Origin of the sequence: Paenibacillus sp. OAS669 (genome assembly GCF_014873645.1) — a bacterium.
In the GTDB taxonomy this organism is placed as follows: domain Bacteria; phylum Bacillota; class Bacilli; order Paenibacillales; family NBRC-103111; genus Paenibacillus_S; species Paenibacillus_S vulneris.
Genome location: NZ_JADBDR010000009.1, coordinates 97,325 through 120,502, shown reverse-complemented (window position 1 = coordinate 120,502; position 23,178 = coordinate 97,325). Strand labels below are relative to the sequence as shown.

Here is a 23,178-nt window from a genome sequence, read left to right as displayed (position 1 = left end):
AGGTGCGGTGATGACGGAGGACGTCAGGAAGGTTCTTGCCACCGAAGCCGCGCTGGAATTGATCGAGCTCCTGAAAGCCAAGCATGGACCCGTCATGTTCCACCAATCGGGAGGCTGCTGTGACGGCAGCTCGCCTATGTGCTACCCGCAGGGAGATTTCATCATCGGAGAACAGGACGTATGGCTGGGAGAGATCGGGGGAGCCCCGTTCTACATGAGCAAGGCGCAATATGAATATTGGAGATACACCCAGCTTATTATTGATGTCGTTCCCGGCAGGGGAGGCATGTTCTCTTTGGAAAATCCGGAGGGAAGGCGTTTTTTGACCCGATCCCGCGTGTTTACGGAAGACGAGCGCCGCAGTTTGAATCTATAGGAAATACGAAGCCCTTTTTCCGGTCTTGTACCGTTGAAAGAGGGCTTTTTTCATGGAATGCCGCCGCCGTGTAGGGAATTGTCCGCGCGTGTCGAATTAATAGAGAATATAGAAGGCTGCTCTGCAGCCAAATCCAATATCCATAGACGGACCGGCAGAAGGCTGCCGGAATTCCGTCGCTTGGTGTTCAACAGGAGCGTTTAATGAACAGCTGGACATAGATTTATGGAGGAACTGAAATGACATTAATAAAACAATTAACCAATCAGGATGAATTCGTCGGCTTTTACCTGCTTAAGGAGCTGGAGGTCAAGCAGACCAACGGGACGCCTGCCAAAGATTATTTCGATATTGTTCTAAGTGATGCGAGCGGCCAGCTTCCCGCCAAATTTTGGGATGTGACCCCGACGGATAAGGAAACCTTCTTCCCTATGGGGCTTGTAAAGGTACAGGGCGTCGTCCAGACCTACCGCGAGAAGCTGCAAGCCAAAATCATTCGTATCCGAAAAGCGACGGAGAGTGACGGGGTGTCGTTAACCGACTTTATCCGCTCTGCGCCGATTCGTCCTGTCGATCTCGTTTATACGGTCAAGCAGGTTCTCGGCACGATCGAGGATGAGGAGATTCGGACGATTACCGCATTTTGCGTTGCCAAAGTGGAAGAGAAATTGATGCATTACCCGGCGGCCAAGTCCCATCATCATGCTTACTGCGCCGGATTGGCTTATCATATGGTGCGCATGCTCGAGATCGGTGATTTCTTGTGCAAGCAAAGACCTTTCTTGAATTCGGATCTCATTAAGGCAGGCATCATTCTGCATGATATCGCCAAGCCGGAGGAAATGATCGCCCAGCTGGGCATCGTATCGGATTATAGTATCCCGGGCAAGCTGATCGGCCATATCTCAATGGCTTCGAGCTGGATTACGGAGGCGGCCATCCTAAGCGGCATCGATCTGCAGTCCGAGCGGGTGATGGCCTTGCAGCATCTCGTTTTGTCGCATCATAATCTTGGCGAGTGGGGAAGCCCGGTACAGCCGCAAACGGCGGAAGCGGTAGCGCTGCATCATATCGACGCGCTGGATGCGAAGCTTCAGATGGTGGAGGATGCGCTCGACGCGACCCCGGAGACCGAGGAATGGACGCCGATGATCCGCGGCCTGGAGAACAAGCCGATTTACCGGACGAAGCTGTAAAAAAATCGGATACGAACATATATTCCATGACATCCTGCTGACGGACGGCTTTGCTTTAATAGAAGCAGCTGATGAGATGATTGAAGCGATCAGACTACAATGTTACAACGGTGGTGGCCTACATGAATATCCAAAAAATCGAGGAGCTGCTCGCGATTCCCGAAACCTCCGAGCGCTGCGAGCGTGTGCATGACGAAGTGCAGCCTGTACTGCTGCAGCTGATGAATGCCTTTAAAGGGGAATATGGGGGAGTTGCCCCGGAGCTGCACGATTACCAAGTACATACCTATGAAATGACGCTGCGGACGACCATGCACGATGCCCGCAATCCGAAATATGCCCCGAAGAAGCAGGACAGCGATATAGGGAAAAGGGCGTTTATCGAGCTGATCGACAAAAGCCTGTTTCAAACGGAGTTCGGCGTGCTTCGGCTGGAATTTAACGGCCTGGAAAAGCAATGTAAGATCATTATACCGAGCAGCTTTTATCCTTTTTGGGTTGCGGTACGCAGTCAATCCAATGAGAAGAGCTTCCGCGATCTGCTCGGCAAGCTGGATTCCGATATTCGCATTCAGACGGCAGATGGTCCGTTTCTCGCCAAAGACGAATGGATCCCCTACCTGCAAAAGGCTGCTAAAGATAAGAAACGGCCTTGGTTCCATGTCGGCATCTTTATTCCTTTTCCTGATATCACGACGGAAGCCGGGCTGCTGGAGTCGATATGGTCGGCTTGGACTAAGCTTCAGCCTCTCCGGGAATATATCCGGACTGAAGCGGAGCAGCATGCACGCTCCATGAAAGTATTGAGTCAGCTGAACGCCCATCACGTGGATATTCCGTTAACCTTGTACGGGAAAACGTACGATATCAAGTTCGAGGGGGCTTACGATTACAAGTCGAACAACCGCCGTCAAAAGTTCGGCGTTTATGAGAAAGGCCAGCTAGTGGCGGACGGCATGCTGGATCAATATCTTAGGGAGCCCTATGAGGTTCTCGGTATTTTCGTGAACGGCTACGGCCATATTTATACCAATCTGCGTCAGCTATCGACGGAAACGGTGTACGAATGGTATATCACAAAAAGCTTCAGGTACCATAAGCAGGACGGCAAGGATATTAACCGGGAGTACCAGCTCAAAGCCTTTGAAGCATTGGCGGCCCATGGCTTTCAGGTCAGGGACAATGCCTTTTATGTAGGGACGTACGACAGTCATTCGGAGCAGTTTAAGGAGCCTGTCGAGCAATTGAAAAAGACGCTTGTAGCCGCAGCGCTTCTAATCGCCGACAGCTCTCAAATGATAACTTTGCCAAGGGCCGATTCGGCGGGAATGCAGCCTGCAGAGGAACCGGCCGCGGAGAATCTTGCGGAGGAGATAGAGGACGGCTACGAGCATAACTTCGATCTGTCCGTCATCATGGCGAATATCGGGGGGAGCGAATTGACCTATGCCCCGTCGATCATCCGGGATTTCCACTTGAACCTGGTCAGCCTCGAAGATAAACACTTCGTTATCTTGAACGGCATTTCCGGGACGGGAAAAACCCAGCTCTGCTTGCTCTATGCCAATGCGGTATACGGCCAGCCGCGGGATCATCTTAATCCTTATGTGAAGGTTATCCCTGTAAGGCCGGATTGGACCGACTCGACTGCTTTATTCGGTTATTACAGTGCACTGGAGAAGCGGTACGTGCGGACGCCGTTCCTGAATGCCTTGCTTCAGGCGATTCATGAAGGCAAGCCGATGTTCATCGTTCTGGACGAGATGAATCTGGCCCGTGTGGAATATTATTTGAGCGACTATTTAAGCGCCGTCGAATCGAAGCAGCCGATTCAGCTGCATACGGAGGAGCATATTACCGACGTTCCGCAGACGCTGCATATTCCCAACCATCTGTATTTGATCGGGACGATCAACGTGGACGAAACCACGCACAGCATTTCGGACAAGGTGCTGGACCGTGCCTTTGTCATGACGCTGTCGGATGTGGATTTGGACAGCTTCTGGAAAGAGGCGAATCCCAAATACAAAGCGGCTCTCTCCCAGGAGTGGGAGCTATTGCAGGAGCTTCACGGCATGCTTCGCCCCTATGAGCTTCATTTTGGCTACCGGACGATGAATGAGATGCTCCGCAAGCTGTACGTGAATGCGCAATTGGAAGCGGGAATCCGCATGGAGCCGGTGGAGGCCGTAGATCGTTCGGCTTCCGAGAAGGTGCTGCCCAAAATTCGCGGGGATGAGCGGATCGCGCCCCTTCTTCAGCAGCTGATCGATTGGATGACAGCCAAGCTGGGTGAGGCTTCGGAATCGCTTCGTCATGTCAAGCGGATGAAGGGGGAGCTGGATCGGTATGGATCAGCCCAATTCTGGAGATGACCTGTTCTTGTGGTGCCCCGATCAGCTTGAATGGGTCGAAATCGGCGATATACGGCTTGAAGAGGCCAAGACCTACCGCTGGCGTACGGCGAATCCGGCTCCGTTTCGTTTGCTCTTGAACGGGATTCCGCAGCCGATGATGAGATCGGAGGACGGATGGGAGGGGGAACTCGCCATGCCCTTCCAATCCGGGCAAATAACGTTTCATATCCACCGGGATGGCGTCCGTGAGATCTCCTCGTACCTGTACTCCGATTCCCGCAAATTGACGGAGGCGGAGTACCAGCGGATGATCACCGACATTTTGCAGGAGGCCAAGGTATGCTTTCAGCATGATGGCGCTGCGCTGTCGTTCCAATATAGTGGAGTGGACCGTTCGGTCTCCATTCCCCAATGGGATTATGTGGAGCGCTCCTTTCATCGGCTGACTTACTTATTCCGTGAAATTCAGGCTAGCCCGATGAGGGTATTGAAGGTTAGGGATCAATGGATGCAGCGGGACAAGGTCAAGCATGTGACGCCTGCCATGATCGCTTGGGCGGAGCGGCATCCCGGCCATGGGGCCACGCCAGAGCTTCCCGTGCCCTCTATGATATTGGCAGGAACGAGGGAAGAATCCTGCGACGTGTATGAGAATCGCGTCGTCAGCCGGCAGCTTCGGGAGCTGCTGTTCCTGCTAGGGCGATATGCGGGTTCCGGCCTGGATAAGATTGCGGCCAAGGCGAACCGTTATCGGGACATCGTAACCCGTTGGCTGCAATCCGGCTTCCTAAAGCAGGTTGCCGCTCATAAGGGAACGATAACGATCTCCCAAGGGTTTCGGAAGCATCCGATCTATCGGGGCTGGTTTCAATGGTTTCAGGAGCTGAACCACTTCGATGACATCAAGCTTGGTTTAAAGAGCTCCATCCCGCTGAAGGACACGTATCATTTGTATGAAATCTGGGTATTTATGCAGCTGGTCGGTAGACTGAGGGAACAAGGGCTCGTTATGGATGCATCATCTCTTTTTGCAATGGATCGGGAGGGCCTGGTTCTGACCTTGTCGGAGAAAAAGGAGCATCGCGTGAAGCTGATCCAGGGCGGGTCTATCGCTTATCAGCGGTGGTTCACACGCAAAACGGAGAAGTTCGGTACCTACACGCACGGGATGAAGCCGGATATCGTGCTGGAGCTGAATGAACGCTTGTATATTTTTGATCCCAAGTACCGGCTGGATCATAATCTGCCTATGGCGCTCGGAGAGATGCACAAATACCGGGACGGAATCGTGAGACAATGCGGCGGCGCTCCGGCCGTTGAAGAGGTGTACATTATCACTCCGGCGTCGGGGACGGACAACGTTCGGTTCTTTGAGGACGAGTATCGGATGAAGCATATGATGGGCGCCTACTCCATGAATCCGGGCGGGTCCAATGGAGAAATCCATGCCTGCTTGGAACGGATCCTACACGATGCATGGAAGCCAACTCTTGTATAAAGGGTTGGCTTTTTGGAGCTGTATAATTAAATGAAACCAGCCAGCGGCAGCATCTTGTTTTTCTTGAAATGGAGAAATGCTGTGGTATTGTCCAGTACCGCGAAAAGTACCTCTTATGTACTTCGACAATATTTTACATGTCATCAGCCCAAAACAACTTTCTTATCCCGGAGGTTGTTTTTTTATCCTTATGGACAAAGGGATTTCCACTATTTTCAAAATCACAGGAAGTTAAAACAAGCATATTGAGTGTTCCTACCGGCTGCCATACACTACTTATACTGCTGATGCTGCGTTGCATAAGCATACAAATACAACATGAGGGGGAAATGCGGTTTTGCGAAAACAACAACGATGGTTCGCGTTGGTGATGTCACTGCTGTTATTGTTTTCTCTGATGCCTGTGCCTGCTTTGGGGGCAGCGGGGGATATGATTAGTATTGGAAGTGAAAGCCAGTGGCAGGGGAGGATCTTTGGGAATCTGGGTGGAACCCCTACGGCGGACAACTTTCAAATTGCTGAAAGCCAAGATGGAACAGCAGTAACGATAAAGGCTTCCAGCGGTAAAATTGAATCTAAATCTGAAGGCCTTGCTTATTACTTTCAAGATGTCTCTGCTGGGGACAATTATGAGCTGTCTGCCCAAGTGAAAGTCGACGAGTGGAAGGCCGACAACCAAGTGTCATTCGGTATTATGCTTAGAAGTAATATCATGGAGACGAATACTAACAATAGTACTTTTACTGGGGAATACGTTGCTCTTGGTGCATACGACCAAGTCATGAAAGGATTTTATAAACAAGGCACCTCTCAAGTAAAAACGGGCTTTGAGTTTAATAAGGCTAGTGCTCCAGCAGCTGGCAAGACCTATAATCTAAGTATTAGAAAATCCGGAAATGTCTACGTTCTAACATGTGGAGATCAAACCCAGATTATAGACAAGTTCACTGGCAGCATAGCTTATGCTGGTTTTTATACATCAAGAAACGCTACTGCTACTTTTAGCAACATTCAATTAAAAATGGATCCCCGAGTCCCAACCGGAATCAAGGTTGACGACTCTTCCGTGAAAAAGAATTACTACGTTGGCGACAGCCTCGACTTAACCGGCTTAAAAGTGAAAGCGCTGTACGGAAGCAGCGAGGAAGCTCTCACGGCTAACGATTACATCGTTTCCGGCTTCGACAGCAGCAAAGCGGGAGTAAATCCGGTTACGGTTCATTTTAACGGGCAAAAGTATACGATGAACCTCAATATCGCCCCTTTAGTTGTGGATGCTTTGGATATCAAGTATTTTCCTGCCAAAACGACCTACTACAAAGGAGATGTTTTTGACCCGGCGGGACTTGTGGTTACGGCAACGTTTAACACAGGGAAAATAGCGGATATCGGCAGCGATCAATATGCTATTTCGATACCTGGTGCGACCGTCTCCGGTGCAACCTATGTGTTCGATACGGCGGGTACCAAAACGGTTACCGTGGCATCGAAGCAAACGCCGACGACCTCTGCCGCGTTTGACGTCATCGTCAAGGATGCGGATCTCATCGGCCTTGAGATGAAGCAGCCGCCTCAAAAAACAGTCTATTATTTAGGCGATGCTCTGGATTTGGACGGGCTGGTGGTCTATGCCAAATATAGCGATAACTCGTCCATTCGTCTGCTAGGCAGCGAATATTCTGTAAGCGCTTTGGATACGAGCACACCGGGCACTAAGCAGGTGACGATAACCCATAAGGGAAAATCTGCGAATATCACGGTTACGGTCAAACAAAAACAGGTGATTGGCATTGGAATTACCAAATATCCAAAAACGACGTATGTTCTAAATGAGTCATTCGATACTACCGGATTGGAAGTATCCAAGCTGTATGATAACTCGGATAAGGATGTTCTGGCCGGAAGCGACTACACGGTAGACAGCTCCGCCGTAGATACTACGCAAGTCGGCACATACGATGTGATCATTACGCCTGCGGACGCAGCTCTTGCTCCGATCGTCTTTCCGGTTACGGTAAGGGAACCGGCCGATTACCAGTGGAAATCGATCCGTTTCGGTCAATCGACGTCGGCCTCCAACAGAGTAACCGTAAATCCGGATAACAGCGTAAAGCTTGAGGCTCCTCAAGGAAGCGGCAAGGTCACCGGAGACCACGACGGCATCTCGTTCTACTACACCGAGCTGGATGCGACCAAGGATAACTTTGTTCTGTCTGCCGATATTACCGTTCTGGAATATGCCAAGGAACCGTATGATGGTCAAGAATCGTTCGGGATCATGGCGAGGGATGCTATCGGTACGGCCAATGATTCCGGAGTATTTGCTTCGAACATAGCGGCTATCGGAGGCTACAGCGGAGGAACGACCAAGCCTAATGGAACTCAGCTGTTTGTAAGAACGGGTGTTCAAACCAAGGAAGGGTTAGGCAGCAAAGGGATTCAGAATATCATGTTAAACAACGTGAAGCCTTCTGTATCCAATACGCCTTACCGATTGACACTGGCTAAAACGAATAGCGGTTTTACTGGGAAAATCAATAATGGACAGGAATCGATTATTTTTGAACCGGATATTCTGAATGTTCAGGATTCCAAAATGTATGTAGGCTTCTTTACAGCCCGTCTGGCGACGATTGAAGTACGCAATATTCTATTGACGGTATCGGAAGCGGCAACGGATGCTCCTAAGGTTGAGGCTCCCAAGAAGCCAATTACCCCGAGCTTCCAAGTGCTTTCGCTGGATAAAACCGCCGAAACCAATTACGACCTGCTGGTGAAATCCAATGTAAACGGCACGGTAACGGTCAAGCAAGGGCAAACGATGATTGCTCAAGACCAGCCGGTGGAAGCAGGCAAAAATGCAGTTATTCGCGCTTCGCTTGCTGCCAACAGCAGCACGAACTTCAGCTTGACCTTCTTGCCGGATGATACGCAGGTGTTAACATCTTACGATAAAATCATCAGCAACTTCACCGTAATTCAAAAATCTTATGTGCCTAACGGAGATATTTACGTTTCTCCGGCCGGATCACCGAGCGGCTCTGGGTTGGAAAACAATCCTTTGGATTTGGACACAGCCGTGGCCTATGTAAGAGCGGGGCAAAAAATCATCCTGCTCGACGGCAATTATGTGCGCAGCTCGAAGCTTGAAATTAAAAAGTACAATGACGGCACAGAGCAAGCGATGAAGTACCTTGTTGCGGCGCCTGGAGCAAAGCCGGTAATCGACTTTAACAAGAAGTCTGAAGGCGTTGTGCTGAGCGGGAATTACTGGCATGTAAAAGGCATCGACTTTGCCCGGTCCGCAGATAATACGAAAGGATTCACGGTAGGCGGAAACCATAACATAGTGGAGGCCAGCCGATTCTATGAGAACGGGGACACAGGGCTTCAAATCAGCCGTACGGATGACTCCGAGGACAAAGCGCAATGGCCGTCCTACAACCTGATTTTGAACAGCGAGTCGTTCGATAACCGTGACCCGTCCGAGAACAATGCCGACGGTTTTGCCGCCAAATTAACGGTGGGCGAAGGCAATATTTTCAGAGGCTGCATATCCCATAACAATATTGATGACGGATGGGACCTGTATACGAAAGCCGGCTCCGGAGCCATCGGCGCTGTTATCATCGAGGATAGCATTGCCTACAACAACGGCACATTGACGAATGGCGATGTGGGTAAAGGGGATAAAAACGGCTTTAAGCTCGGAGGCGAAGGAATTTACGTACCTCATATCATCCGAAACAGCATCGCTTTTGGAAATGGAGCTTATGGTTTTACAAGCAACAGCAACCCGGGCGTAAGAGCAGAAAATAACATCGGGTTTAACAATGCAAGAGCGAACTTGAACTTCACTTCGTACGCAGGCATTCCTACTGATTTCAAAATTGACGGGTTTATCTCTTATCAAAAGGACTATGTGAATAGCGGGGCAAAAGATAACTATCCGCAGAATTTGATCTCGGATACGAACTACATGTTCGACGGCTCCGTTTCCATGAACAAGTCTGGGGTCAAGCTGACAGATGCGAATTTCGTAAGCTTGCAGCCGATCTTGCCTTATCAAAGAAATGCGAATGGAAGCATTATTTGGGGAGATTTCCTTACATTTATCTCTCCGACGCCAGGAACCGCTCCGGCAGCACCAGCCGACTTGGCGGCAGCAGCAGGTGACACCCAAGTAACACTGTCGTGGGCAACTGTTACAGGCGCAACCTACTACAATGTCTATCGCAGCGCCTCAGAAAACGGAACTTATGCAAAAATTGCAGCAAATGTGACCGACGCCGTGTATACTAACACGGGCCTGGTCAACGGCACAACGTATTACTATAAAGTAACGGCCGGCAATACGAACGGAGAGAGCGGTTATTCGAATACAGCTAGCGCTACTCCGACAGCAGCCGTGGTACAACCTCAAGTACCGGCAGCACCCGTCGGCTTGACGGCTGAGGGCGGATATCGTGCGGTGGCACTGAAATGGACGCAGGCAGCGGGAGCATCGAGCTATACGATCTACCAAAGCACGATCAACAACGGGCCTTATACGAAAGTGGCTTCCAATGTAACCGGCGCAACTTATTCCTTCGACGGACTGCTTCCTTTCACGGAATACTTCTACGTCGTCACAGCATCAAATGCCGCAGGGGAAAGCTCCTATTCCGCTCAAGCGAGTGCGAGAACGTATGGCAGCAGCAGCCCGGGAAAAGGCAGCAGCGGCTCAAGCGGTTCTTCGTCAACGGGCGGCAGCGGCAGCAGCACCGGCACGACACAGGACGGCACCAGATTGACAGGCGAAGCTGCTGTGGTGACCGAGAATGGCAAGAAAACAGCCAAATGGGCTGTAGCAGCAGATGCATTGGCCAAAGCATTTGAGGCGTTGAAGGGCAAGGCCGATCAGAGAATTACGATGGAAGTAACCAGCTCGGAGTCCATCGTCAAAGTGGAATTGCCTGCAAGCGTACTGGCAGCCGGGGCACAAGCGGCTCCTAATGCGGTGCTGTCGATCAAAACAGGTCTAGCAGCTTATGATCTGCCGGTCAAAGTGCTCCGCATCGCGGAATTGGCTAAGTCGCTTGGCACTGCGTCCGACCAGGTTACCATCAGCCTGACGATCGAGAAAGTATCGGGTACGACGGCTGCCCAAATGTCAGCCAAAGCGAAGGAATCGGGAATGACGGTCCTGGCCGGTCCTATCGATTTCGTCCTTAAAGCGGAGGGGAACGGCAAGTCCGTTACGGTCACCGACTTCGGAGGCACTTATGTGACAAGAACAATGACTCTTGCCCAAACGGCTCCATTCTCCGAATTGACAGCGGTATTATACAATCCGGACAGCAACGAATTAAGCTTCGTTCCAGCTGTATTCACTACGGTTAACGGAACGACGGAAGCGGCTGTAAAACGCTCCGGCAACAGCATGTATGCTATTGTGAAGGCATCCAAAACCTTTGCAGATTTACAGGGACACTGGGCGAAGAGCGATACGGAGCTGCTCGCTTCCAAAGGGGTCGTAAACGGGATCTCGGATACGTCTTTTGCACCTGACGCTTCGATTACACGCGCTGAATTCGCGGCGCTGCTCGTACGCGCTGCGGCTCTTCCAACCGAGTCGACGGCCCAATTCTCCGATGTCCAATCGGAATGGTATGCAGGGTATGTGGGAGCGGCATCGAAAGCAGGACTTGTCGAAGGGTTTGAAGACGGCACCTTCCAGCCGAACGCTACCATTACCCGTGAGCAGATGGCGGCCATGATCGTACGCGCGATCAAGCTCATGGGCAAAACAAGCGATTCGAATATCGGCAACCTCTCAGCATTCGCCGATAGCAAGGATATTTCAAGCTGGGCTAAGGAGGCCGTAGCCGGGGCGGTACATGCGGGTATTGTCAACGGTGTAACCGACAAAGCCTTTGCTCCTGGCAATAAAGCAACGCGCGCGGAAGCGGCCGTTATGCTCAAACGTCTTCTTCAATATGTGGAATTTATGAACAAATAAATTTTGATTATCAAACAGGAAAGGGTTATCCTGCCAAGTCTGACGACTTGTACTGGATAACCCTTCTTTGCTCCCCGCACAATAATTGAATGGGCCTGCCTCGAAGACTAAGCCCTGCTTTGTGGGGTTATTTCATCCATACAAGAAGGAGGGCAGCTGCTAATAACAAAACCATTTTCTCCAAATATCGTCGGATTCGCCTTCAGGACAATCGTCCTTGTGCTTGTCATACCAGTTCTTGAAGTCTTTGTCCTTATCCATTGCATGCTTCCAATCATCGTCTTTATCTTTTTTGTGGGAGAACAGGGACGAGAAGAATTGCTCCCAGCTTGAATGGCTGGAAAGCTTCTGATTCGTTATGCCTCTCAGATTTTCCGATCCGGTTGAAGCGAAAGCGGTTGTAGGCAGTACGAAGGCGATGGTGAGCAGTGTGATACAAAGGAGCCTCTGGATATGCCGCATAATTGCCAACCCTCCTCTTGTAAATAAAATGTAAAGAAATGTTCGTTATTAAGAATCATACATCAAATGGATTGATTTGAGAACTATCCGTTTTTAAGATGTAGGCCTTGTTGTTGATTTCCTAGAACTAACTGGCAGGAATGAGCGATTGTTAATGTATACATCCGCAATGTAATGAGTTACTATTGGGTAGGTAATATATTCCAACACTACGGGGGCACTTTTTATGGGAGAATATCTTCAAGCAACACCTATTAAGCCAATTGTTCCTGCTGTATTCGTTTATGTAACAGATGTAAAGAAATCAGTTGAATGGTACTGTAAAGTGCTGGGTTTACCCATGCCCGAAAAAACTAGAGAAGATATTCATATTTTCGATTTAAGTGACAGCCATTGTTCAAATATTTTTTTGAAAAAAAGAGATGATGTAAACCCATCATCTGAGCCTATTTTTAGTTTAACTACACCTGATAATGAAGCAACGATACAATTCCTAACTGAACTTGGAGCTGAAATAGTTAGTAAGGATCAAGATGTTATTAATTTTAAGGACCTTGATGGCAATATACTAATGGCTTGCTCGATTTGAATATTTAGACCAACTAATTGTTTGCACTAAATAATAAAAAAAGGCGCCGTACTAACGGCAGCCTAAGGGTTAATTGGCGCTTATCGGAGCAAAAGTGTTAAATACGGCCAGCGGGCCGATTTCCTTCCATATCAGCGTATTATCGGTGACAGTACCGCCAGTTGCTGTCGGGAATACCGGAGGAACGGTTCCGGAAGTGCCTGCCGTCACAGCCTCGTATACGTGACCGCCGGCCTGAATTCGGGCCCCCTGTGCAAAGGCTTTCGATGCCGCCCATGCTTGATTGGCCACATAGCCTTCTGTTGTGCAAATCCAGCCTACATATCCGCCGGGCTTAGGCGCGGAGTTATAGATGATTTGCCCGAGGACGTACCTGCCTCCGGAAGGGGGCGCGCTCATGCGGTTATCAGGCAAGCCGGTATTGATATTGTAATTGTCAATAAATTTTACGGAGGCACTCGCATCGATAGACACATTATTGAACAAGCACTTGGTTATGGTGATCGAATTTTCATTCGTTATCCAGTGTAAGGAGAGAGACGTATTTTCCATGTAACTGCTCATGATAACGGATTTGTTAGTGCGGTCCTGCTTATAAAGAATATTGTTAATGAACGTGCCGTTGGTAAGATAGGCTTCCTCCAGATTGACTTGAACTCCTTGAAACAGCGCGCTGTCGATATTGACTCTGGAATAAGGAGTTAAGGAGCCTAAGGTCACGTCGCCACCCATGGCTTTCGATCTTACCTTCAGCACTTTCATATTGCTTATGTCGCTCGCTTGCAGTATACCGCCGCTTTCCAGCAAGGTAAGACCTGTCACGATATTAGGTCTGCCTACATAGTTGTCCGGTGCTTTAATCGATACCGAACCGTTTTTCACTTTAATATTGGTAAGGACAGCCCCGGCGATGAGCGGCATGAACCCGATGTTACCTGTCGTATCGCTCCAATCGGTTTCGACCGTTATATTGGAAATGTAGCATCTGCCGTAATTGTAGCGTGAAAGGTTAAAGCCCGTCACGCCGCCGTCCGTTAGTACGACCGGACTTCCGCCCCTTATCTCGGATACTTGAAAGCTTGTCGCTGTCACATTGACCGTATAGTATACTTTATCCACGCTAATCCCCGCCGGCACCCTGCCGAACCATTGCTCGAAGCAGACCTGGGCCCCGTTGCCCATCCCATGAGGAGCTTTGTAGGTAAACGTTCCCGTCGCAGTATCAATAGCGGATGGGCTTCCCAAATAACCGTAAATGCTTGAGCCATAGAACAATCCGTCTTTGATTTGGCAATTGTCGATCATCGCGCCTTGAACATCCAGCAAATTCAAATTCGCTTTCTGGAACACGGCACCGTTGACCACGTTATTTCCTTTTACGACCAAGGTGCATTGTATGAACGTATTATTAAGGTATTTGATGTGCCACTGGGTAGGATAGGAGCTGATTCCCCCGATGTTGTAGCCCTCGAACGTATTGTTTTGCAGCGTAATATGGGTTCCGTCGACGTTAACGAAGTGTCCTTTGGCATTATGATGAATATAGTTATTGTAAATATAGATGCGATAATTGGTCTCGAGCCCGTCCTGGTTTAAATAAATGCTTTTGAAGGGAATGTTGCTTTCCCCGACCATCGATTCCACGTCAATGCCGAACATGGGTGCAGTCCCGTTGCGAAAGTCGGTGGTGACTCCATCGTCTGCATAACCGATGTGATGAATTGTATTATTGACGACAAACACGTCATTGGGACCGCATAACGATATGCCCTGCCTTCTGCAATGATGAATGTGGCAATCGTGTATATAGATGTGCTGTCCTATCTCTTCCTGGGTATATCGGGAAGGATCCTCGTAGCGGACGCCAATCCCGGTAAATACGCCGTCTCCGGTACAATGGGATATCTCGATGCCGCCGACTTCAATATGATTCGAGCTCACTACGGCTACCCCGTATCCGCCCTCATGAGTATAGTAGGAGCTGTCGACCTTTGCGCGAATTTGCGCAATCTGGGCATCGGTTAGCGGAGACGAGGAAATGTCGATGACAAAGATCATTTTGTTCGCTTTATCGATTGTATCGAACCAGCCTCTGCCTGTAGGGGCGGCCGGAGCGAATTCCCCGTTGGTGCGGAAATTCACCAGTGTGTCCTTGGATACGGTGTCCTTGTATTGATAAAAGCTGTAATTGCCGGCGGAGATGCCGGCTATGGACCACAGCCTGAAATTGGCGAGCAGCCCGGCATGGGCATACCGGTCGATAACCTCGCTGCGGATAAAGTTAGGGTTGTCGTTCAATGAGCCGTCGGCGTTGACCCCTCCCCTGACAAAGCCGATAGAGAGCTCATATTGGTGCGTGGCTTTATCTCCGACAATTTGTCCGCCCGTTACCTTGGCATGGCTTATTTGCTGCATCTGAATGATGCGGTAGTTGGGGGAGGAATTCCCCTCCAGCTGCAATACACAGCCGCTTTTCATTTCGAAATGGATACCGCTAAGCATATTTATGGCAACCCCATTGGTATCAATCACTAGGTTATACGTGCCCTCGGGCAGCAGCACGTGATTATACCCGCTGGACTTCGCCCAGATTAAAGCGTCGTTGATTCCTTGTGTCGTAGCGGCCGCACCGGTACCGTCATTGTGAATATTCCATCGGTCCAATTCTATGACGTAGGAATTAGGTGAACCGATTTTGGAGCCCATCTCCGCAAGCAATGTTTTCAAGCTGGTATCGGGATCGACATAGACGGCTTCTGAAACGGTTATTGGATACATATATTCATTCTGGGCATTTTTCAACTTCTTCAACTTCCCATCCATAACTGCACCCCCTCGTTGGATTTGGATTCCTTATCATCAGCAGCAACAGCTGACATTATCCGTTGATCCAAGTACCCCCTTGCAATCGGGCCGTCTGATTGTTCCCGCTCTTGTCAGGAACTGCGGTTCCTGTGAAAGGCTCCGTAAAATCATATAAAGCGGTTACGATATTGCCGGACATGATCTTAACGCTGTATAGGATTCCTTTCATAGGAATGCTCCCAAGCTGGTTGGCGAAAATGACCAAAATCGACTTGCCGGGGGATTTAAGCACGAGCTTCACGGTAATTCGTTGTTGGGAAGGAACGATGGCGGCTTTGTTGGCAGAAGCGGTTTTATCCTCGCCATTGACATAGACCGATTTCCAGGCCGCTTGCAGGTAATCGATCCCTGCGCTGTTCCTTCCAAAGGCGGATTGCGGAATTCCTCGGGTCGCGTCGAGATAGGAGCTAAACCCCATGCTTTTTGGTTCTGCCAAAATATCCATAATGACCGTGTCAAATGAAAGGGTTGGGGTCTGGACATAATCCGTTGTCCCATTCATGGCCAGAGCGAAGGTCAGAACGGGGGTCGTTACGGTTATGCTGCTGCCGCTGCTTATCAGCCCTTCACGGTTTACCGCTTTCACTGTAAAAGTGTAAGAGGTTTGCTGCTCCAATCCGGTCACACTATAGGTGGTTGATGTTGTACTCCCCACGTAGTCCGATCCGTTGTATACTCTATATTCGGTTATATGATCCGAGGAACTTGCAGTCCACGATAGTGTCGTTTGCATGGCTTGTACGTCAGAGGCTGTCAAGTTCGATACATTATCCGGAGGCACTGTATTAATGACACGGACGGGTTCCAGACTGGACCAGTCATCATAATAAACAATCGTATCCTTAAGATTGCTGTCTGAATCTGCCACTATACTCACCCCTTTATAATCTTTTATTTATACTATGTTTTCATAGTTCGAATGGTGAATTGTGAATAGAGCCTCAGAGCGTATTCTAAAGAGAACAAAAGTGGTGCAAGCTGGGTTCCTGTCTGCCTGACGAAAGATGTAAAGAAATTTTTATTTAGATTCTGTGAAATTTGATACAAAACGGAGCGAATGGCTGAAAATACGCAGTTGACACGATACAAAAAGTGTCATAAAGTATTGACTATAGGCAATGATACAAAGAGTATCATTGGAACTTAGGGTGCCATGGCAAGCAACTATTTTTCGCTGGGGGAGAATTATGGAAATCAATTTAAGAGAGTATTTTCTGATCATAAAGAGGCGGATCTGGATGATTGCCCTATTTGTACTTCTGTGTACCGCACTCACGGCCGTCTATAGCAACCTGAATTATCAGCCGATGTATACGGCTTCCACCAAGCTGATAGTTAACAAGACCAGCGAAAAGGATCAAATGGGAAGAGAGCAGATAGACTTTGGGGCGATCGGCGTGAATATCGGACTGATCAATACATATAAGGAAATCATCAAAACCCCCGCCATCATGGATAAGGTCGTTCAACGTTATCCCGATCTGAACCTCACTGCCGAACAGCTCATTGCCATGACCAATGTGGCCGGCTTGCACGACACGCAGGTCATGACCATCGTTACAACCAATGCCTCCTATGAGAAAGCCGTCAAAATAGTCAACGCAGTCTCCGAGGTGTTTCAATCGGAAATCCCCAAGATTATGAAGGTCGATAACATTACGATTTTGAATAGAGCCAAGATGCAGGACTACCCGGTTCCCGTGAATAAAAAGTCGAATCAATATATCGTACTGAGCTTTGCCGCTTCACTCGTTGTGGCTATCGGTATTGCGCTGTTGCTGGATGCAATGGACGATACGGTCAAAACAGAAGAAGATGTACGCCAGCTGCTTGCAGCATCCACCTTGGCGTTCGTCCCCGTAATGAAGGGAGCGGACGTACAGACCAGCTCGGGAAGAAAGACAAGAAGGAAAGTAGGAGAGATGCAGCATGTCAATACCATCCGCTAAACCGGAACTGATTATGGAGAACAACCCTGCCTCCCTGGCTTCGGAATCCTATCGCGCCCTAAGATTTAATATGGAAGCATTCGTTATGGATCGAGGGATACAAACAGTATCAATGACCTCGGCAGGAAGAGGAGAAGGGAAGACGACGACAGCCGTCAATGCAGCCATCGCTTATGCCAAGATTGAAAAAAAAGTGCTGCTCATAGATGGGGATTTGCGCAATCCTTCGCTTCACCGCCTATTTGGCGGAGACAACAGCAAAGGCTTGAGCGGCTATCTGATGAATCCGGAGATCCATGCCATAGATGATTACATTATGGAAACCTCCATCCGCAATCTCTCTGTCATTCCTTCCGGGTCCATTCCCAATTATCCTGCGGAGCTGCTGGCCTCCCAAGCCATGAAGCAGCTTCTTGAAGAGATGAAGTGCCGGTTCGATATGATTTTCATCGACAGCTCCTCCGTATTGTCGTTAACCGATGCCAAAATTGTGGCTGCCCAGTGTGACGGCGTGCTTCTGGTGGCTGAACACGGCAAGCTAAAAAAACAAGCGGCCAAGAAGGTGAAGGAGGAGCTTGAGCTTGCCAAGGCGCGGCTGTTGGGGGTTGTTTTCAATAAAATTCATCCCAAGAACTCTGAGCTGCTTCTATATTAATGGAATTCAAACAAAGAAGTGCCGATAGATAGATCATTGTTCCGAGAAGAGAGGGTAAGAACGCCGATGAGAAGAAAACGGTTAGGACCGCATCGCCGAAACGTAAGAACGATCTGCATTTTGGCGTTGAGCTTTGTCATTATTGCGGGCTGCTCGGAGACGATACCGATAAGCTCGGATGGAAATGCCGCTGCCGTTCAGGCGCAGGGGCTGAAGAGCGTTAAGGTATCCAAGGTCACCAAGCAAAAAATCGGCGAGCCGATGGTTCATGCCGCCGATGTGCAGTCCTCTGTCCAATTCGACATTACCGCCAAAGCGGCAGGAGATATTGAGGCTATTTTAAAAGCCCGCGGCGACGTCGTTCAGGAGGGCGATGTCATCGTCCGCTTGAACTCCACCGAAGCCAAGTTCGAGAAAGAGAAGGCGGCCTTCGCCGTTCAGACGATCCAGGACGCGATCGCCAAGGCGAAGGAGAGAGCAAGAAAAGAGATGGAGAATCAGAAGCGGGAGCTTAACGACTCCATCAAGAAGCAAGAGCAGGCGCTGAATGATTTGACCCGCAATTATAATAAGACAAAAAATGACTACGAGGTCGGGCTGGCGAACAAAACGCAGGTTTATCAGATGGAGGTTCAGCTGAGAAACAGCCGGACCGATCTGGAGATGCTTAAGGAAAAGCTTGCCCGGTTGGAGCCTGTCGATGCAACCTCGGAGCTGGAGACACAGCTGAAAAACGCGCAAATGGCGCAGCTGCAGGTCGAGCAGTCGCTGACTTATCTGGAAGTGAAATCCCCGGTCAGCGGCATATTAACCGAGCTTCCTTTTGAGGTGGGCATGAGTATTTCGGCCGGAACCAAGCTGGGGCTGGTTCAGAAGCTGGACCCAATCAAGCTTAAAGCGCAGCTGTCGGAAGCAGAGTGGAAATATGCCGACGGCAAGACGGAGATGGCCTACTACTTGCAGGGAGAAGCGCCGAAATCCAAGGCCAAGATCAGCTTCCTGTCCAAGGTAGCAAGTCCGGAGACCAAGGCCTATGAGATCAATCTGGATGTCCCTAATAAAGACATGGCTCTAAAGCCGGGGATGAAGGTATGGCTTCAGCTGACGGATGAGAAGGATCAAATCGTCCTGGGTGTTCCCACGTATAGCGTAATTAAGGAGGGGCAAGATTCTTACGTTTATGTCCTATCCGGTGATATTGTCGAGAAGCGCCCGGTTCAGCTGGGCCGGCTCAACGACACGACTCAGGAGATTCTCTCCGGCGTGAAGGAAGGGGAGCTGATCGTAGTAACTAACCCGGGCCAACTAAAGGATAAGGAACGGGTGCAGTATACCGTCGCAGAATAGCAAAAATACAATTGGAGTGAACCGTATTGAGAACAAAATGGAAACAGACGTTACTAATGGTCATTACCCTATTCTCCTTGCTCCTTCCCTCCGCATCGTATTTGGCCATAGCGGAAGAGGGGCTGCCGATAACGAAGGAATATTCGCTTAATTCATCAGTCAAGGCAGCTGTGAAAAGTATTCTTAATGAGCAGGTGGCGGAAGGGACCCGAATCGGGGCGGTTGTCCGCCTGACGAATGACGGGAACCGATTAACCCGTGTGCCTGATTATGATGTCAGAGTCAAAACGGAGGACGGAGTGCTCTATACGCTGCGTCCCAGTGCCGATAATGTGATTGCCATTCAGCCGAAGGAAACGGTAGAACTCAGCTATATGATCGTTATTGACCGTGAGGATGCATTCTCGCTGGCCGAGATTTCTTGGGTTGACGTAGATGAGTTCGTGTCCCCAAGATCGGAGCAAACGATCGTGTCTATCCCTATCTCTTCTATAGAATGGAGAGGGGACACTGCCGTCTTCTCAGACTCGCTCGCCAAGCGGCCTTGGGGGGAAAGCTTTACGATCCCGGTTCTATCTACCTCGCTGGAGTATAAGCCGGTTAACCTGAGCGAGCAAAATACACCTCAAGGGCCTAGAACGATCCTCGGGCTGCTGGCGACGAACCATAGCGATAAGAAAAAAGCGATACCGGACTTTCGCATTAACGGAAAATCCGATAAGAAGGTGTTCGCCGGTGTAAGGCTGGAGAAAGATCCGATCATGCTCGGTCCCGGGGAGCAGCAGTATATCCACTACGCTATTCCCGCCGGGAAGAAGGATGAGCTGTCCGGATTGACAGTGTTGACGCCGGAAAGCTTTGCCACCGATGACAAAACCAAAATCGAATACGCCATAGGCCAGTTCGATCTCTCTTTGCCGAATGAAGCTGAAGCCAACGCGGGGGATCAGCCCAAGATTTATGTATGGAACAGTCCGATTGAGTTTGATCCGCTGAATCGCGTCATTCAGCCTGAAATTTCGGTTTCCATGGTATCCCTCCAAATGAATGAAAGCGTCGGAGGGGGCTTTAAAGCGGCGGTGGCCAAATTCAAGCTGACCAATCGCAGTGACCGGCCTATGCCTGTCCCTAAGTTCCAGGCTCAGCTGATGGGAGTCGATGGAACGAAGTATACGGGTACCCGCCAGAATGCCGTGGTGGAGACTCTGACTCCGAATGTCAGCTATGTCATGTACTATTCTTTTGTGCTGCCAAGCACTGAGAAGGGCGATCAGCTTGTCATGGAGATTTTGGACAGTGAAACCGTGGCCCCGTACAGCATTCCGATTGCAACCTTCAAGACCATGGTGAAGCCGGAAAAGTCGGAGGATGCCTCTCTCTCGTTCTATCCGTTCCAAATAAAGATTAACAGCTGGAAGGCCGAGGTGTTCTATGGCGCTGCCCGGGAAAGCTTCCCGTATTCCTATAAGCTGAGCATCGATATGGAGGTCAATCTTCAGGAGCAGGTTGTGGTCGATCAAAGCTTCCCGAAAATGAAGGTTGAGCTTGTCGATGACAAAGGGAAGGTGATTGGCTCCAAGACGCTTTCATTTAACGGGGAAAATCATGTGGGGACAGGAACGCAAACGATGAACATGGATTCGGTTCTTTACGAATTTTCCAATTCCCTTCGTATTTATGAGACCGTCGATACGCCGTATGGCCAAGCGGAACGATTAATTGCAACGCTGCAATAAAACTGTTGACACAATAATCGCAAGATGCTATTCTGAGATTGTTCTTAATAAAGAACAAAAACTGATCGTTATAGATAACAAAAGCAGCATACATTCCGCATTTTCTTGTGGAGTCACTTTCTTTAGCAAATGTGATTCGTTATTGAGAACGAGAAAGTTTATTATCACAAAGCGTTACGGAGGAAAGAGGAAAGCATGAGTGCCATAACAGGAATTTATCAGTTCGAGCAAGCACCGGTACCTGCGGAAGATGGGCGGACATTGATGTCCGGACTTCAGCACTTTCCTTCGGACGCTGTCCATACCTGGTCAAGCGGGCACATATTTCTCGGATGCCATGCGCAGCATATTACGCCGGAATCCCTTCGGGAGCGGCTGCCCTATTATGATTCGGAGCGGCAGCTGGTCATAACTGCTGATGCCATCATCGACAACCGTCTCGCGCTATTCAACGCATTGCAGATTGATCACGGCAGGAGAGCCGAGATAACGGACAGCGAATTGATCCTGCTTGCTTATGCCAAATGGGCAGAAGAGGCGCCGCAGTATTTGGCGGGTGATTTTGCCTTCATGATCTGGGATGCGGGAAAGCAGCGGCTGTTCGGGGCGAGAGACTTCTCCGGCGGGCGGACATTGTATTACTACCAGGATCATCTGCGCTTTGCTTTCTGTACGCTTATCCAACCCCTCTTATCCTTGCCATACACCAGGAAGACACTCAATGAGCAGTGGTTAGCCGAATACCTGGCCATCATAGGGATGGCCGATGTGGTAGATGCTTCATCTACGGTTTACAAGGATATCGCCCAAGTGCCGCCTGCCCACAGCATCTCCATCGAAGGGAATCAAGTGACGCTGAAGCGATACTGTACTTTATCCGTGAAAGAGCGCTTAAAGCTGAAGTCCGATGACGACTATGTAGAGGCCTTTCAAGAGGTTTTCCGGGAGGCCGTCGCATCCAGACTGCGCACGAACCGGCAGGTTGGGGCTCAGTTAAGCGGGGGCCTGGATTCGGGGTCCATTGCCGGCTTCGCCGTTCAGGAGCTGCGTAAGAGCGGCAAACCGCTGCATACCTTCAGCTACATTCCTCCGGGGAGTTTCGAGGATTTCACGCCGGATTATATTTTGACGGATGAACGGCCCTTCATCCAATCCATCGTGCAGCATGTCGGAGGGATTAACGCTGCGTACCACGATTTTGACGGAAGCGATCCTTATACGGAAATCGACAGCTTCCTGGGCTCGATGGAAATGCCGTACAAATTTTTTGAGAATTCCTTCTGGTTGAAGGGGATGTTCGAGAAGGCGCAGGAACAGAATGTGGGAGTGCTGCTAAACGGCGGCAGAGGCAATTTGAGCATTTCCTGGGGATCGGCGATGGATTATTACGGGGTCTTGCTGAAACGACTGCAATGGATCCGGCTGGCTCAAGAGCTGCACCTTTACAGCAAAAATGTTGGAGGGGCCCGCCTGCGCAGGCTGCCTGCCGTGGCCCGGACTGCTTTTCCTATCATGGACCGTTTATTTCCAACGGCCGAGTCTTACAACTACCCCATGCTGATCAATCCGGACTTTGCCCGCAAAACCGACGTGTTCAACAAGCTGAAGCAGCATGGCATGGACCAATCCGGATGGTTTGCCTCCCCTAATATATTCGAACAAAGGAAAAGCCACTTTGAGGAGCTGTTCCACTGGAATGCAAGCAATACGCTGGCTACCAAGCTGTCACTGCGATACTCGGTATGGAAGAGGGACCCTACCAATGATCTTCGGGTCATTCAATTCTGCCTCTCTCTCCCGGAAGGCCAGTACGTGCAGAACGGCCTGGACAGAGCGCTGATCCGAAGAGCGACGAAGAACTTGCTGCCGGATAACGTAAGGCTGAACCAGACCCTGCGGGGAGTCCAAGGAGCGGATTGGGTCCATCGCATCCTTCCGCATCATTCCTCACTCATCAGGGAGCTGGACGAAATGAGCAGGGATAGCGCGATATCGGAGCTTCTGAACGGCTCTTTGATCAGGAAGGGCATAGACAAGGTGAAAGCCGGTTTGCGTCCTGAAGACGCCACGAATGCCGAGCTGAAGTTTTTGATGCGCGGGCTGATTGTGTACCGGTTTCTTAAACAATGGACTTGAGAGGAGGTGAG

General features: G+C 49.8%; 14 protein-coding genes. 11 read left to right on the top strand and 3 right to left on the bottom strand.

Annotated elements, in window-relative coordinates; genetic code table 11:
* Positions 1-10 precede the first annotated feature (10 nt).
* From GGC63_RS20345 to GGC63_RS20325, 5 genes are all read left to right on the top strand, one after another.
* On the top strand, positions 11-376 hold the full coding sequence (locus GGC63_RS20345; protein ID WP_079912090.1) for a DUF779 domain-containing protein: 366 nt from the start codon (positions 11-13) through the stop codon (positions 374-376).
* Positions 377-615: 239 nt separating this feature from the next.
* Positions 616-1,572, top strand: coding sequence for a 3'-5' exoribonuclease YhaM family protein (locus GGC63_RS20340; protein WP_192703856.1), 957 nt, complete (start codon positions 616-618; stop codon positions 1,570-1,572).
* Positions 1,573-1,694: 122 nt separating this feature from the next.
* Positions 1,695-3,947: an McrB family protein gene (locus GGC63_RS20335; RefSeq protein WP_192703855.1), complete on the top strand. Its 2,253-nt coding sequence runs from the start codon at positions 1,695-1,697 to the stop codon at positions 3,945-3,947.
* Positions 3,922-5,427 (top strand): DUF2357 domain-containing protein, encoded by a 1,506-nt coding sequence (locus tag GGC63_RS20330; RefSeq protein WP_192703854.1) that lies wholly within the window; start codon positions 3,922-3,924, stop codon positions 5,425-5,427. The genes GGC63_RS20335 and GGC63_RS20330 overlap by 26 nt, the downstream gene beginning before the upstream one ends.
* Before the next feature lie 337 nt (positions 5,428-5,764).
* Entirely contained in the window at positions 5,765-11,428 is a 5,664-nt protein-coding gene (locus GGC63_RS20325) for a bacterial Ig-like domain-containing protein (protein ID WP_192703853.1), read from the top strand.
* Positions 11,429-11,587: 159 nt separating this feature from the next.
* On the opposite strand, the gene GGC63_RS20320 is transcribed toward GGC63_RS20325, so the two are convergent.
* Positions 11,588-11,890 carry a hypothetical protein gene (locus GGC63_RS20320; RefSeq protein WP_192703852.1) on the bottom strand — a complete coding sequence of 101 codons (303 nt, stop codon included), beginning with the start codon at positions 11,888-11,890 and terminating at the stop codon, positions 11,588-11,590.
* 226 nt (positions 11,891-12,116) lie between these two features.
* On the opposite strand from GGC63_RS20320, the gene GGC63_RS20315 reads away from it, so the two are divergent.
* Positions 12,117-12,479, top strand: a complete 363-nt coding sequence (locus GGC63_RS20315; RefSeq protein WP_192703851.1) for a VOC family protein — start codon at positions 12,117-12,119, stop codon at positions 12,477-12,479.
* Positions 12,480-12,548: 69 nt separating this feature from the next.
* On the opposite strand, the gene GGC63_RS20310 is transcribed toward GGC63_RS20315, so the two are convergent.
* Together GGC63_RS20310 and GGC63_RS20305 are read right to left on the bottom strand one after the other, a co-directional pair.
* Entirely contained in the window at positions 12,549-15,302 is a 2,754-nt protein-coding gene (locus tag GGC63_RS20310) for a right-handed parallel beta-helix repeat-containing protein (protein ID WP_192703850.1), read from the bottom strand.
* Positions 15,303-15,357: 55 nt separating this feature from the next.
* Positions 15,358-16,212 carry a fibronectin type III domain-containing protein gene (locus GGC63_RS20305; RefSeq protein WP_192703849.1) on the bottom strand — a complete coding sequence of 285 codons (855 nt, stop codon included), beginning with the start codon at positions 16,210-16,212 and terminating at the stop codon, positions 15,358-15,360.
* A 319-nt stretch (positions 16,213-16,531) separates the two neighbouring features.
* On the opposite strand from GGC63_RS20305, the gene GGC63_RS20300 reads away from it, so the two are divergent.
* The 5 genes from GGC63_RS20300 to GGC63_RS20280 all read left to right on the top strand — a co-directional run bounded on the left by GGC63_RS20300 (position 16,532) and on the right by GGC63_RS20280 (position 23,167).
* The gene (locus GGC63_RS20300) at positions 16,532-17,293 is read left to right on the top strand and encodes a YveK family protein (protein WP_179136097.1); all 762 of its coding nucleotides are present in this window, start codon (positions 16,532-16,534) and stop codon (positions 17,291-17,293) included.
* Positions 17,274-17,948 carry a CpsD/CapB family tyrosine-protein kinase gene (locus GGC63_RS20295; RefSeq protein WP_192703848.1) on the top strand — a complete coding sequence of 225 codons (675 nt, stop codon included), beginning with the start codon at positions 17,274-17,276 and terminating at the stop codon, positions 17,946-17,948. The genes GGC63_RS20300 and GGC63_RS20295 overlap by 20 nt, the downstream gene beginning before the upstream one ends.
* Positions 17,949-18,014: 66 nt before the next feature.
* Positions 18,015-19,295, top strand: a complete 1,281-nt coding sequence (locus tag GGC63_RS20290) for an efflux RND transporter periplasmic adaptor subunit (RefSeq protein ID WP_192703847.1) — start codon at positions 18,015-18,017, stop codon at positions 19,293-19,295.
* Positions 19,296-19,321: 26 nt separating this feature from the next.
* Positions 19,322-21,031, top strand: a complete 1,710-nt coding sequence (locus tag GGC63_RS20285) for a hypothetical protein (RefSeq protein WP_192703846.1) — start codon at positions 19,322-19,324, stop codon at positions 21,029-21,031.
* Positions 21,032-21,226: 195 nt separating this feature from the next.
* The gene (locus GGC63_RS20280; protein ID WP_192703845.1) at positions 21,227-23,167 is read left to right on the top strand and encodes a lasso peptide isopeptide bond-forming cyclase; all 1,941 of its coding nucleotides are present in this window, start codon (positions 21,227-21,229) and stop codon (positions 23,165-23,167) included.
* Positions 23,168-23,178: the final 11 nt, after the last annotated feature.

What these genes read in the sequence shown, in the direction of transcription:
- GGC63_RS20315 (WP_192703851.1), top strand. Translation starts at nt 12,117, where the DNA reads ATGGGAGAATATCTTCAAGCAACACCTATTAAGCCAATTGTTCCTGCT.
- GGC63_RS20310 (WP_192703850.1), bottom strand. Translation starts at nt 15,302, where the DNA reads ATGGATGGGAAGTTGAAGAAGTTGAAAAATGCCCAGAATGAATATATG.
- GGC63_RS20330 (WP_192703854.1), top strand. Translation starts at nt 3,922, where the DNA reads ATGGATCAGCCCAATTCTGGAGATGACCTGTTCTTGTGGTGCCCCGAT.
- GGC63_RS20290 (WP_192703847.1), top strand. Translation starts at nt 18,015, where the DNA reads ATGAGAAGAAAACGGTTAGGACCGCATCGCCGAAACGTAAGAACGATC.
- GGC63_RS20280 (WP_192703845.1), top strand. Translation starts at nt 21,227, where the DNA reads ATGAGTGCCATAACAGGAATTTATCAGTTCGAGCAAGCACCGGTACCT.
- GGC63_RS20300 (WP_179136097.1), top strand. Translation starts at nt 16,532, where the DNA reads ATGGAAATCAATTTAAGAGAGTATTTTCTGATCATAAAGAGGCGGATC.
- GGC63_RS20340 (WP_192703856.1), top strand. Translation starts at nt 616, where the DNA reads ATGACATTAATAAAACAATTAACCAATCAGGATGAATTCGTCGGCTTT.
- GGC63_RS20345 (WP_079912090.1), top strand. Translation starts at nt 11, where the DNA reads ATGACGGAGGACGTCAGGAAGGTTCTTGCCACCGAAGCCGCGCTGGAA.
- GGC63_RS20295 (WP_192703848.1), top strand. Translation starts at nt 17,274, where the DNA reads ATGTCAATACCATCCGCTAAACCGGAACTGATTATGGAGAACAACCCT.
- GGC63_RS20320 (WP_192703852.1), bottom strand. Translation starts at nt 11,890, where the DNA reads ATGCGGCATATCCAGAGGCTCCTTTGTATCACACTGCTCACCATCGCC.
- GGC63_RS20335 (WP_192703855.1), top strand. Translation starts at nt 1,695, where the DNA reads ATGAATATCCAAAAAATCGAGGAGCTGCTCGCGATTCCCGAAACCTCC.